The organism is Clostridium magnum DSM 2767 (assembly GCF_001623875.1).
GTDB lineage: Bacteria > Bacillota > Clostridia > Clostridiales > Clostridiaceae > Clostridium_AM > Clostridium_AM magnum.
The window spans coordinates 471,076-484,320 of the sequence record NZ_LWAE01000004.1 but is presented as its reverse complement, the minus strand read 5'-3'; the positions used below and the strand labels follow the sequence as shown (position 1 = coordinate 484,320).

Genomic DNA, 13,245 nt, shown 5'->3' with positions numbered 1-13,245 from the left:
AGTGACTTTTTTGAGGATGAATGGGTTTATTCAATGATCTTAAGTTATGGAGAATATGTTGAAGTTATTGAACCTTATAGAATAAGAAAAATTATAAAAGATAAATCGGAAAAATTTTATAACATTTATTCAAACATGACGTAATGGTGTCAAACCCCTAATATATAATACAAGTATAATATACGAAAAAGGGGAAATGAGTAATGGAAGAAAATTATTGTCAAAGCTGTGGAATGCCAATGAATGAGGAGTTTTATGGCACTGAAGCTAATAATGAAAAGAATCAAGAATATTGTATATACTGTTATGAAAATGGAGCTTTTAAAAGCCTGAATTAACAATGGAACAGATGATAGATGTATGTGTACCTTTTATGAAGAATAAAGGCATGAAGGAACAGGAAGCAAGAGCTTTAATGAGTAGCTGCCTTCCACAGTTGAAAAGGTGGAAAAAAGAAGATATGCCAGTAAGGATATTAGAAAAAAGCGAGATGTTGATAGTAGGAAAGAAATACGAACAACTAATGAAGACGGGAAATGTATGAAGGAAATTCTTGAACTATGGCAACAATTTAAATCCCAAAAGCTTGGTGATAAAATACCTAATAAAGTTGAAGCTAATTCAATATTAGGAATATATACTGATTATGAAAATAATGAAAAAGGATCATATTCCTTTATAGTTGGTTTTCAAGTTAGTAGTATTGAGTTATACCAGAGGGAATGGTTAGTAAAGTAATTCCAGCTTCAAAATATTATGTTGTAACAGCAAAAGGGAAAATGCCACAGAAAATTGGGGAAGCCTGGGCGCATATATGGAATTCAGGAATTAGTAGAACATATAAAGGTGACTTTGAACTATATGACGAAAGGTATAATGACACTGAGAATGCTGAAGTTGATATATATGTGTCCATTAAGTAGAAATTAATTTATTTAATAAGGATTGAGTTTAATGATAAGTGAAGTAAATGCAAAAAGTATTTTAATAACATGTAAAAATCCAAGTTCATGGTTTGGTGTAAAATATGGTATGAACATTTATAGAGGATGTCAGCATGGGTGCATATATTGTGATTCAAGGAGCGAATGCTATCAAATCGATAAATTTGAAGATATTATTGTAAAAGTAAATGCAGTTGAGTTGTTAAAAAAAAGAACTCTCGCGAAAGAGAGTAAGAGGGACAATTGGCACTGGTGCTATGAGCGATCCATATATACCTTTAGAAAAACAGTATAAATTGACTCAGAAGTCACTTCAAGTAATTGCTGACAATAGGTATCCTGTCCATATAACTACCAAAAGTAATCTTATTTTAAGAGATATAGATATACTTGAGGAAATAAATAATGTATATGCCTCTGTTGCAGTTACAATAACTACTGCAGATGATTTACTCGCAGAAAAAATAGAGCCAGCGGCTCCAATATCTTCAGATAGATTCAAGGCTATAGGAATTTTATCTGCTGTAGGAATAAATGTAGGAATAACTATGATGCCTATATTACCATTTATTGAAGATAGTGAAAAAAATATAATTGAAATTATAAAAAAAGCAAATGAGTATGGTGCAAAATTCATTTATCCTTACTTTGGAATGACATTAAGGGATAGGCAAAAGGCTTATTATTATTCAAAGTTAGATGAACTTTTTCCTGGAGTGAGAAATAAATATGAAAAAAAATTTGGAAGCTTTTATGGATGTAATGCTAATAATGTGAATAAACTCAAAAATATATTTAATGAGACTTGTGAGAAATATGGAATTTCTACAAAGATGCCTTCCTATGAAAAGAAAATATCTGACATACAGCTGAGTTTTTTGAAATAAATATAATAAGTAAGTAAAGAATAGTAACACTTCAATCGTAAAGTTAGGCTACTATTTTTTTATATAGGGTTTCTAGGTGGAACTTTAACTTATACTACGGAATATGCTACCAAACTTCAGCACGGTTAAAAACTTTTAATCAGTCTAAAGCTTGTATTTCATAAAATCTAAGAATATTCGATAAACTCGCTTTGCTCAGACAATCGAATATTCTAAGATTTTATAAAATACTTCGCTAAGACTGATAAAAAAGTTTTTAAATGTGCCTTTAGTTTTGATAACATATCTCTACGTATAAGTTAAAGTTCAAGTTACAAACCCTATAGATGCCCATAAGCAAATCTTATCTTAGCCCCGGTATCACTATAGTTATATCTAGTATAAGTCAGATCTATTTATGGGTATTAATGAAAATTATATAGATTTCTAACTTCAAGGTTTGACATATACCTTAACTATAATTTAGTAAACTCAATCATTCAGCTAAATTATGAAGTTGTTTATTTATATAAAAAGGTATTACCTAAAAAGATGATGAACAATTGGTAAATATAAGAAAACTGAATCTGGTGTGTCTATATGTTAAATACATAGATATTGAAGAAAAAACTAAGAATAAACTATATAATTTAATGTGTATGATGTGACTCTAAATTTAAATAGTACTAAAGGTGATAGAATAACATTCGTTGCTTGATGAGCAGCAAATAAATGAACAAAGAGTAGCAACCTAAAAAGTGTTGACATTCAGTAAATGTTCATGATATTATGTTAAAGTTGTTGAGAACGACAGAAAATAAAAATGTTTTAAATGTTCTTGACAAGATAAAATAAACATGATAAACTAAATAAGCTGTCGAGATGAGTCGACATGATCCTTGAAAATTAAACAGAGGTTGAAAGTCAAAATGACTTTTATTAAATAAACTAAACCAGCAATTCTTTAACTACTATAATATAGTAGTGAGTAAAAACAGTAATGAGCATTCAAACTTTTAAATTGAGAGTTTGATCCTGGCTCAGGACGAACGCTGGCGGCGTGCCTAACACATGCAAGTCGAGCGATGAAGCCCTTCGGGGTGGATTAGCGGCGGACGGGTGAGTAACACGTGGGTAACCTGCCTCAAAGAGGGGGATAGCCTCCCGAAAGGGAGATTAATACCGCATAACATTAGTTTTTCGCATGAGGACTAATTAAAGGAGTAATCCGCTTTGAGATGGACCCGCGGCGCATTAGCTAGTTGGTGAGGTAAAGGCTCACCAAGGCGACGATGCGTAGCCGACCTGAGAGGGTGATCGGCCACATTGGAACTGAGACACGGTCCAGACTCCTACGGGAGGCAGCAGTGGGGAATATTGCACAATGGGCGAAAGCCTGATGCAGCAACGCCGCGTGAGTGATGAAGGCCTTCGGGTTGTAAAGCTCTGTCTTTTGGGACGATAATGACGGTACCAAAGGAGGAAGCCACGGCTAACTACGTGCCAGCAGCCGCGGTAATACGTAGGTGGCGAGCGTTGTCCGGATTTACTGGGCGTAAAGGATGCGTAGGCGGATATTTAAGTGAGATGTGAAATACCCGAGCTTAACTTGGGTGCTGCATTTCAAACTGGATATCTAGAGTGCGGGAGAGGAGAATGGAATTCCTAGTGTAGCGGTGAAATGCGTAGAGATTAGGAAGAACACCAGTGGCGAAGGCGATTCTCTGGACCGTAACTGACGCTGAGGCATGAAAGCGTGGGTAGCAAACAGGATTAGATACCCTGGTAGTCCACGCCGTAAACGATGAGTACTAGGTGTAGGAGGGTCCAACCTTCTGTGCCGCAGTTAACACAATAAGTACTCCGCCTGGGAAGTACGATCGCAAGATTAAAACTCAAAGGAATTGACGGGGGCCCGCACAAGCAGCGGAGCATGTGGTTTAATTCGAAGCAACGCGAAGAACCTTACCTGGACTTGACATCCCCTGAATAGTGCAGAGATGCATGAAGCCCTTCGGGGCAGGGAGACAGGTGGTGCATGGTTGTCGTCAGCTCGTGTCGTGAGATGTTAGGTTAAGTCCTGCAACGAGCGCAACCCCTATTATTAGTTGCTACCATTAAGTTGAGCACTCTAGTGAGACTGCCCGGGTTAACCGGGAGGAAGGTGGGGATGACGTCAAATCATCATGCCCCTTATGTCCAGGGCTACACACGTGCTACAATGGTAGGTACAGAGAGATGCAAGACCGCGAGGTGGAGCCAAACTCAAAAACCTATCTCAGTTCGGATTGTAGGCTGCAACTCGCCTACATGAAGCCGGAGTTGCTAGTAATCGCGAATCAGAATGTCGCGGTGAATACGTTCCCGGGCCTTGTACACACCGCCCGTCACACCATGAGAGCTGGCAACACCCGAAGTCCGTGAGGTAACCTGTAAAGGAGCCAGCGGCCGAAGGTGGGGTTAGTGATTGGGGTGAAGTCGTAACAAGGTAGCCGTAGGAGAACCTGCGGCTGGATCACCTCCTTTCTAAGGATAATACAGACAGGTAATGCTGTCTGAAAGACTGGTTTAGCCTCTGTTTAATTTTGAAGGATTATTAAATTCTTCAAATTGTTCTTTGAAAATTGCACAGTGAATAGTTAAACAACGCAATTGTTTAACAAAAATAAAAGTAAAGCTAAAGGTAAATTACTTATACGAAAGTATATTTAAAACCTTTGTAGATTTTTATGAACTAAAACTAGAAAATTGATAGTAACGAGCAATTCGAGGAAAGGCTTGAATGAGGAGCGGAATTTACTGACTGGTAAATGAGCACCGCAACGAAAGACTTGACGAAGAAGTGCGAAGTTAATAGCAATTTTCGGTATAGGTCAAGCTACAAAGGGCGCATGGTGAATGCCTTGGCACCAGAAGCCGAAGAAGGACGCGATAAGCTGCGATAAGCTTTGGGTAGGCGCAAATAGCCAGTGATCCAGAGATTTCCGAATGGGGCAACCCACATTACTAACGTAATGTACTATAAACTGAATTCATAGGTTTATAGAGGTATACCCGGGGAACTGAAACATCTAAGTACCCGGAGGAAGAGAAAGAAAAATCGATTTTCTAAGTAGCGGCGAGCGAAAGGGAAAGAGCCCAAACCAGGAACTTGTTCCTGGGGTTGCGGATAGACCATAAATACTGCAATTTTTTAACTGAAGAGAGCTGGAAGGCTCCGCCGTAGAAGGTAAAAGCCCTGTAAGTGAAAAGAAAAAGCAGTCAGGTCTAATCCAGAGTACCACGAGACACGTGAAACCTTGTGGGAAGCAGGGAGGACCACCTCCCAAGGCTAAATACTAACTGGTGACCGATAGTGAAGCAGTACCGTGAGGGAAAGGTGAAAAGAACCCCGGAAGGGGAGTGAAATAGAACCTGAAACCGTGTGTCCACAATCAGTCGAAGCACTTTTATGTGCGACGGCGTGCTTTTTGTAGAACGAGCCAGCGAGTTACGATGTGTAGCAAGGTTAAATACTTAAGGTATGGAGCCGAAGGGAAACCGAGTCTGAATAGGGCGAGAAGTTGCATGTCGTAGACCCGAAACCGGGTGACCTATCCATGGACAGGTTGAAGCGGAAGTAAAATTCCGTGGAGGACCGAACCACGTTGGTGTTGAAAAACCATGGGATGAGCTGTGGATAGCGGAGAAATTCCAATCGAACCCGGAGATAGCTGGTTCTCCTCGAAATAGCTTTAGGGCTAGCGTTTTGAATGAGTAATGGAGGTAGAGCACTGAATGGGCTAGGGGCTGACAACAGTTACTGAACCCTATCAAACTCCGAATGCCATATACTTGAATCAAAGCAGTCAGACTACGAATGATAAGATCCGTGGTCAAAAGGGAAACAGCCCAGACCATCAGCTAAGGTCCCAAAGTGTAAGTTAAGTGGAAAAGGATGTGGGATTTCTAAGACAACTAGGATGTTGGCTTAGAAGCAGCCACTCATTTAAAGAGTGCGTAATAGCTCACTAGTCGAGAGATCCTGCGCCGAAGATGTTCGGGGCTAAAACTTACCACCGAAGCTATGGATTGATACGTAAGTATCAGTGGTAGAGGAGCTTCCTGTATGGATTGAAGTCGTACCGAAAGGAGCGGTGGACTGTACAGGAGTGAGTATGCTGGCATAAGTAGCGAGAAATAAGTGAGAATCTTATTGGTCGAAAACCTAAGGTTTCCTGAGGAAGGCTCGTCCGCTCAGGGTTAGTCGGGACCTAAGCCGAGGTCGAAAGGCGTAGGTGATGGACAATCGGTTGATATTCCGATACCGCCAACTGACGTTATTACAAATGGGATGACGCAGGAGGATAAGATGTGCGCACTATTGGATGTGCGTCTAAGCATCTAGGCAGACTAGACAGGCAAATCCGTTTAGTCAATGTTGAGGTGTGATGGGGAGCCCTTATGGGCGAAGTATCTGATTCCACGCTGCCAAGAAAAGTCTCTATGGAGGATGTTGGCGCCCGTACCGCAAACCGACACAGGTAGGTGAGGAGAGAATCCTAAGACCAGCGGAAGAATTGTTGTCAAGGAACTCGGCAAATTGACCCCGTAACTTCGGGAGAAGGGGTGCCTACGCAAGTAGGTCGCAGAGAATAGGCCCAAGCAACTGTTTAGCAAAAACACAGGTCTCTGCTAAAGCGAAAGCTGAAGTATAGGGGCTGACGCCTGCCCGGTGCTGGAAGGTTAAGGGGAATACTTAGCGCAAGCGAAGGTATGAACTTAAGCCCCAGTAAACGGCGGCCGTAACTATAACGGTCCTAAGGTAGCGAAATTCCTTGTCGGGTAAGTTCCGACCCGCACGAATGGCGTAATGATTTGGGCACTGTCTCGACAACAAATCCGGCGAAATTGTATTGCGAGTGAAGATGCTCGCTACCCGCGATTGGACGGAAAGACCCCGTAGAGCTTTACTGTAGCTTAGCATTGAATTTCGGTATTGTCTGTACAGGATAGGTGGGAGACTGAGAAGCAAGGGCGTTAGCCTTTGTGGAGTCAACCTTGGGATACCACCCTGACAGTACTGGGATTCTAACCGGTGGCCATGAAACTGGTCACGGGACATTGTTAGGTGGGCAGTTTGACTGGGGCGGTCGCCTCCAAAAAAGTAACGGAGGCGCCCAAAGGTTCCCTCAGAACGGTTGGAAATCGTTCGAAGAGTGCAAAGGCAGAAGGGAGCCTGACTGCGACACAAACAAGTGGAGCAGGGACGAAAGTCGGGCTTAGTGATCCGGTGGTTCCTCGTGGGAGGGCCATCGCTCAACGGATAAAAGCTACCTCGGGGATAACAGGCTGATCTCCCCCAAGAGTCCACATCGACGGGGAGGTTTGGCACCTCGATGTCGGCTCGTCGCATCCTGGGGCTGAAGTAGGTCCCAAGGGTTGGGCTGTTCGCCCATTAAAGCGGCACGCGAGCTGGGTTCAGAACGTCGTGAGACAGTTCGGTCCCTATCCGTCGCGGGCGTAGGAAATTTGAGAGGAGCTGTCCTTAGTACGAGAGGACCGGGATGGACTGACCTCTGGTGCACCAGTTGTTCCGCCAGGAGCACAGCTGGGTAGCTATGTCAGGACGGGATAAACGCTGAAAGCATCTAAGCGTGAAGCCCACCTCAAGATAAGATTTCCCATAGCATAAGCTAGTAAGACCCCTTGAAGAACACAAGGTTGATAGGTTAGAGGTGTAAGCATGGTAACATGTTCAGCTGACTAATACTAATAGGTCGAGGGCTTGACCAAAGAATAGTTAAGAGTGTAGAGTTGAGAATTAAGAGTTAATGATGATTTTCACTAGCGTGAAAATTTGAAATTTAATTAATTGAACTCTATAATAAAAGCGATACTTAGCACTGTGCAATTTTCAGAGAATAATATTCTCATAGAGTTAATAATTTATTGTGTATAAAGTTATTAGTTAATATAATTAACGTTTTTTCGACGCTAGGAGAAAAAACAACCATAACTCTTAACTATTAATTCTTAACTCTCAACTAAATAAATCTGGTGATTATGACGTAAAGGTAACACCCGTTTCCATTCCGAACACGAAGGTTAAGCTTTACAGTGCTGATGGTACTGCACGGGAGACTGTGTGGGAGAGTAAGTCGTCGCCAGGTAAATAACAAAAAACACTAAGTTTAAATACTTAGTGTTTTTTTATTTATGTAAGTAGTAAATAACATATATATTCCTAACAGAGCGGTTAAGCTTTACAGTGTTGATGGTACTACACGGAGGCTTTTATATATAAGATTAGATTGTTGTTTAGTGGATAGTAAAGAACACTGAGTTTGATGCTCAGTGTTCTTCTTAACTCATGTTGAAAATTATTTAACTTCTACAATCCATCCTTCTGGAGCTTCTACATCTCCACGTTGAATTCCATATAGAGTATTATAAAGCTCTTTAGTAACAGGACCAACTTCTGTTTCACTGTGGAATACATGCAATTTATCCTTATATTCAATACCACCAATTGGAGTTATTACTGCAGCAGTTCCACAAGCACCAGCTTCTTTAAATTCATCTAAATTGTCTATGAAAACATCTCTTTCTTCTACTTCCATTTTTAAGTACTCTTTTGCAATATGTAATAGTGAGTATTTAGTTACACTTGGAAGAATTGATGGAGATTTTGGAGTAACAAATTTGTTATCCTTTGTTATTCCAAAGAAGTTAGCTGCACCAACTTCTTCTATTTTAGTATGTGTAGCTGGGTCAAGATAAACACAATCTGCAAATCCCTTTTTTGCTGCTAATTCATGTGGATAAAGACTTCCAGCATAGTTACCTCCAACTTTTGCAGCACCTGTTCCATATGGAGCAGCTCTATCATATTCTGATATATTAAAGTTTACAGGAACCATACCACCCTTAAAGTAAGGGCCTACAGGTATGCAGAATACAGAGAAAATATATTCTGGAGCTGGTTTAACACCTATGTTACTACCAACACCTATTACAAAAGGTCTAAGATAAAGAGTAGCTCCAGTTTCATATGGTGGAACAAAATGCTCATTTGCTTTAACAACTTGAATACATGCATCTATAAATTTTTCTACTGAAACTTCTGGCATTAAGATACGTCTACAAGTATCAATCATACGGTTTGCATTTCTATCTGGTCTAAAGAGCTGAATTTTGCCTTCTTTTGTACGATATGCTTTTAAACCCTCAAAACATTGTTGTCCATAATGAAGAGCTGTTGAAGCTTCGCTGATAGTAAGCATATTATCTTCAACTAATTGTCCTTCATCCCATTTTCCGTCTTTCCATCTTGAGATATAACGTAAATCTGTTTTTATATAATCAAATCCCAAGTTTGCCCAATCAATATTTACATTTTTACTCATAAAAAATCCTCCATAAAATAATAGTTTTAAATTTCTTATCTTATTTTAACATCATATCAATGGTTCATGAATATTTTCCAAAAATTCATTGAAAAAATTTTTTTCGCATAATAATATGCAAAAAATATTCCAAAAATTAATTTTATTTTAAACCAAAAATAAAACAAAGTAACCAGCATACTTTTTAAAAAAAGTAATGTGTTTTGCTATAATCAAGAGCAAAATCACGGAATAAATGAACTACAGGGCTTAAGTATCTATTTTTTATAGAAGCGAGATAGATAAAGCGTTCATGAGCAGGTCTTTCTATTGGCAAAATTTTAATATCAAAATGTTGAAGTATCCATATACGAGGAACAACTGCAATACCATAATTAACAGATACTAATCCAGCAACTGCACTATCCTCCTCAACCTCACATATAATTTTTGGTGTGACTCCAACCTTTGTAAATAAACTATCAATAAGAGGTCGGATACCACTTTTTTTGTTAAAGAACACAAAAGGATAAGGTGCTGTGTCCTTTAAATCAATTTTATCGTATTTTGCAAGTGGATGGTTCAGCGGTACAATAAGCACTAGTTCTTGTTTCGCTAGCGGCACGAAATCAATATCTGGCTCATCTTCCGTCCAAGAGCAAAATGCTAAATCGTATTTTTCTTCTTTAAGTCCTTGAACAATATTTTTAGTATTTCCTTGGCTAAAGGAGAAAGATATGTTCTTGTTAGCTTCATTACTAAAAAAGCTTTGAATCATGGTTGGTACGAAATGGGGACCAAGTGTGTAAATGAATGCTAAGTCAATTTTTCCGTGAGATGGACTTACTAATTCACGTAATTTTTTTTCACCTTTTTGAAGTTCGTTTAAAGCATTATCTACATATGAAAGAAAAAACTGACCGTATTTTGTCAAGCGAATGTTACGTCCTTGTTTTTCGAATAAATATGTTTCTAATTCTTTTTCTAGTTCTGAAATAGCATATGTTAAGCTAGGTTGGGTAATAGATAGATATTCAGCAGCCTGTGTGTAATGTTCCATCTTGGCTAGTACTCGAAAATATTCAAGATGTTTTAAGTTCATTTTTACTCATCCCCTTCAGAAAATTAACTAATATTTGTATTTTGTCTATAGTATGTATCAATTATTATATCAAAACATATAAATGTTTTCTATTAATAAAGAATAAAATATTGATTTAATTAATGGATTTATTATATTGGTAATCTCTGTTATTATAAATATATTAATATTTCAATTAAGCGTAAATATATTTAGAAAGGATGGATATGAATGAAAAAAGTAGTTACAATTAAAAATGTTAAAATTGGTGAGGGACTACCTAAGATTTGTGTGCCAATGGTAGGTGAAACTATTGATCAACTTGTTGAGGAGGCTAATTTTTTAAAGAATCTTGATTTAGATGTTGTAGAATGGCGGGTAGATTTCTTTGAAGATGTTAAAGACATAGATAAAGTTAAGGAGGCTCTGAAAGCAATTAGAACAATTCTAGCAGATAAACCTATTATATTTACATTTCGTAGTGCTAAAGAAGGCGGACAAAAAGAAGTTAGCACAGAATTCTACTTTGAATTAAATAAAAGAATTGTAGAAACAAAACAGGTTGAAGTAATAGATATTGAGCTATTCAATGAGGAAGAAAATATTAAGGATTTAGTTGAGGCGGCACATATCAATGGATTAGCAGTTATTATTTCAAACCATGATTTTAAAAATACACCATCAAAAGAGGAGATAATATCACGTTTACGTAAGGCCGATGAATTAGGTGGAGATCTTCCTAAAATTGCTGTTATGCCAACTTGTGCTGCGGATGTAATTACACTATTAGATGCAACCCGTATTATGAATGAAGAATATGCGAAGGGTCCTATTATTACAATGTCTATGGCAGGAAAAGGTGTTATTAGCAGACTATCAGGTGAGATATTTGGCTCTGCATTAACTTTTGGTGCAGCTAAAAAAGTTTCTGCACCGGGACAAATTTCTGTAGTAGATTTACGTAAAACTATTCAATTACTTCATACTAACCTTTAAAAATAATTCAAATCTTAATTTATTAATAATTAATCGTAATATTTTAATAGTAGTACTATAGTTAGAAAATAATGATTTTTACGTAACTTATTAATATTAAAAAAGACTATAATGATATTAATGAAATGAAGCTTATGATATATAATGCATAGAATATACACTTCCATCAAAGTACTTAACTTGCAATTTTTCTATAATTATAAGTAACAGAATGAATATAAAGATTGATAATCTTTATGCGATTATAAGGAATACAGGAGACAGAATGATTAATAATCATTCTGGGCATATAAGGAATACAGGAGGGAAAAGGCTATGAAAAGTAATGTTGTAAAAGGCGGGGCTAAAGGAGCACCAGCAAGATCATTAATGTATGGTATGGGTCTTACAAAAGAAGAGATAGAAAGACCTTTAATTGGTATTGTAAATGCACAAAATGAAGTAATACCAGGACATCTTCATTTAGATGAAATTGCAGAAGCTGCAAAAGTAGGAGTAAGACTTGCAGGAGGAACTCCAATGGAATTCCCAGCTATAGGAGTATGTGATGGTATTGCTATGGGACACATTGGAATGAAATATTCCCTAGCAAGCAGAGAACTTATAGCAGATTCTATAGAGACTATGGCTATGGCACATGGATTTGATGCTTTAGTTTTAATTCCAAACTGTGATAAAATCGTTCCAGGAATGATGATGGCAGCAGCAAGACTTAACATACCAGCAGTAGTTGTTAGTGGTGGTCCAATGAAAGCTGGTAAATATAATGGTTGTGACGCAGATTTCACTACTGTTATAGAAAGTGTTGGAACTTACAATGACGGCAAAATTACAGCAGAAGAACTTGAAAAAATAGCTGAAAAAGCTTGTCCAGGATGTGGTTCCTGCTCAGGTTTATTTACTGCAAATAGTATGAATTGTTTAACTGAAGTTCTAGGTATGGGTCTTCCTTATAATGGAACAGCAGCAGCTCATTCAGGGGAAAGAAAACAATTAGGTAAATATGCTGGCATGAGAGTTATGGAATTATTAAAAAATGATATAAAACCATTAGATATACTAACTTTAGATGCATTTAAAAATGCTATAACTGTAGATATGGCTATGGCAGGATCAACAAATACTGTATTGCATTTACCAGCAATAGCACATGAAGCTGGAATAGAGCTTGACTTAAGCTTATTTGATGAAATAAGTTCAAAAACTCCTTGCTTAACTAAATTAAGTCCTAGCGGGAAATATCACATGGAAGATTTACACCTTGCAGGTGGAATTCCAGCAATGATGAATGAACTATCTAAAAAAGGACTTATTTATGAAAATGCTTTAACAGTAACAGGAAAAACTGTAGGAGAAAACATAAAAGAAAGATCTATACAGGATAACAATGTAATTCATTCTGTAGAAGCACCATACAGTGAAAAAGGTGGACTTGCTATATTAAGAGGAAACTTGGCTGTAGATGGAGCCGTTGTAAAGGAGTCTGCAGTAGCTAAGGAAATGCTTAAGCATGAAGGTCCAGCTAGAGTATTTAATTCAGAGGATGAAGCTGTAGAAGCAATATTCGGAGGAAAAATAAATAAGGGTGATGTAGTAGTTATAAGATATGAAGGACCAAAAGGCGGCCCCGGAATGAGAGAAATGTTATCACCTACTTCCGCTATAGCTGGTATGGGGTTAGATAAGGATGTAGCACTTTTAACAGATGGAAGATTCTCAGGAGCAACAAGAGGGGCAGCTATAGGGCATATTTCACCAGAAGCTATGGAAGGTGGACTTATAGGTCTTGTTGAAGAGGGAGATACAATTTCAGTAGACATAACAAATAAAAAGTTAGAATTAAAAGTTAGCGACGAAGAATTAGCTAGACGTAAAGAAAAGTATGTTAAACCAGAACCTAAAATAACAAAAGGTTATTTAGGAAGATATGCAAAACTAGTTACTTCAGCAAATACTGGGGCGGTATTGAAGTAATAGTGATGAAGTGAAAA

Annotated in this window: 7 protein-coding genes, 3 rRNA genes and 2 pseudogenes; 10 read left to right on the top strand and 2 right to left on the bottom strand. The window is 38.0% G+C overall.

Translation table 11 applies throughout. The features are described from left to right. The 8 genes and pseudogenes from CLMAG_RS34785 to rrf all read left to right on the top strand — a co-directional run. The coding region (locus tag CLMAG_RS34785; protein WP_479723211.1) for a WCX domain-containing protein at positions 1-144 on the top strand (144 nt) is incomplete at its 5' end. Positions 145-203: 59 nt separating this feature from the next. Continuing rightward, positions 204-544 (top strand): annotated as a pseudogene (locus CLMAG_RS35190) (zinc ribbon domain-containing protein). Continuing rightward, positions 541-738, top strand: coding sequence for an effector binding domain-containing protein (locus CLMAG_RS34435; RefSeq protein ID WP_153040999.1), 198 nt, complete (start codon positions 541-543; stop codon positions 736-738). Before CLMAG_RS35190 ends, CLMAG_RS34435 begins: the two are co-directional and overlap by 4 nt. After that, a complete protein-coding gene (locus CLMAG_RS34430) occupies positions 723-923 on the top strand; it encodes a GyrI-like domain-containing protein (RefSeq protein WP_153040998.1) in 201 nt (66 codons plus the stop codon). Before CLMAG_RS34435 ends, CLMAG_RS34430 begins: the two co-directional genes overlap by 16 nt. 31 nt (positions 924-954) lie before the next feature. Next, positions 955-1,831, top strand: a pseudogene (locus CLMAG_RS18930) (SPL family radical SAM protein). Positions 1,832-2,827: 996 nt separating this feature from the next. Continuing rightward, positions 2,828-4,336, top strand: a 16S ribosomal RNA gene (locus CLMAG_RS18925). Between the two features lie 345 nt (positions 4,337-4,681). Then, positions 4,682-7,585 (top strand): 23S ribosomal RNA (locus tag CLMAG_RS18920). Positions 7,586-7,845: 260 nt separating this feature from the next. Then, positions 7,846-7,962, top strand: a 5S ribosomal RNA gene (gene rrf / locus CLMAG_RS18915). Together the 16S, 23S and 5S rRNA genes form the textbook arrangement of a ribosomal RNA operon. A 210-nt stretch (positions 7,963-8,172) precedes the next feature. Here rrf and CLMAG_RS18910 read toward each other — a convergent pair. After that, complete coding sequence (locus tag CLMAG_RS18910; protein ID WP_066626250.1) at positions 8,173-9,198, bottom strand: branched-chain amino acid aminotransferase; 1,026 nt, start codon at positions 9,196-9,198, stop codon at positions 8,173-8,175. 184 nt (positions 9,199-9,382) lie between these two features. Beyond that, positions 9,383-10,279 (bottom strand): LysR family transcriptional regulator, encoded by an 897-nt coding sequence (locus CLMAG_RS18905; protein ID WP_066626248.1) that lies wholly within the window; start codon positions 10,277-10,279, stop codon positions 9,383-9,385. A 210-nt stretch (positions 10,280-10,489) separates the two neighbouring features. On the opposite strand from CLMAG_RS18905, the gene aroD reads away from it, so the two are divergent. Together aroD and ilvD are read left to right on the top strand one after the other, a co-directional pair. Continuing rightward, positions 10,490-11,254 (top strand): type I 3-dehydroquinate dehydratase, encoded by a 765-nt coding sequence (gene aroD, locus CLMAG_RS18900; RefSeq protein WP_066626243.1) that lies wholly within the window; start codon positions 10,490-10,492, stop codon positions 11,252-11,254. Between the two features lie 315 nt (positions 11,255-11,569). Further along, on the top strand, positions 11,570-13,228 hold the full coding sequence (gene ilvD, locus CLMAG_RS18895) for a dihydroxy-acid dehydratase (protein ID WP_066626242.1): 1,659 nt from the start codon (positions 11,570-11,572) through the stop codon (positions 13,226-13,228). Positions 13,229-13,245 lie beyond the last annotated feature (17 nt).

Bases quoted from the DNA above. Each gene is read 5' to 3' on its own strand.
- CLMAG_RS34435 (WP_153040999.1), top strand. From the start codon at position 541: ATGAAGGAAATTCTTGAACTATGGCAACAATTTAAATCCCAAAAGCTT.
- CLMAG_RS34430 (WP_153040998.1), top strand. From the start codon at position 723: ATGGTTAGTAAAGTAATTCCAGCTTCAAAATATTATGTTGTAACAGCA.
- CLMAG_RS18910 (WP_066626250.1), bottom strand. From the start codon at position 9,198: ATGAGTAAAAATGTAAATATTGATTGGGCAAACTTGGGATTTGATTAT.
- CLMAG_RS18905 (WP_066626248.1), bottom strand. From the start codon at position 10,279: ATGAACTTAAAACATCTTGAATATTTTCGAGTACTAGCCAAGATGGAA.
- aroD (WP_066626243.1), top strand. From the start codon at position 10,490: ATGAAAAAAGTAGTTACAATTAAAAATGTTAAAATTGGTGAGGGACTA.
- ilvD (WP_066626242.1), top strand. From the start codon at position 11,570: ATGAAAAGTAATGTTGTAAAAGGCGGGGCTAAAGGAGCACCAGCAAGA.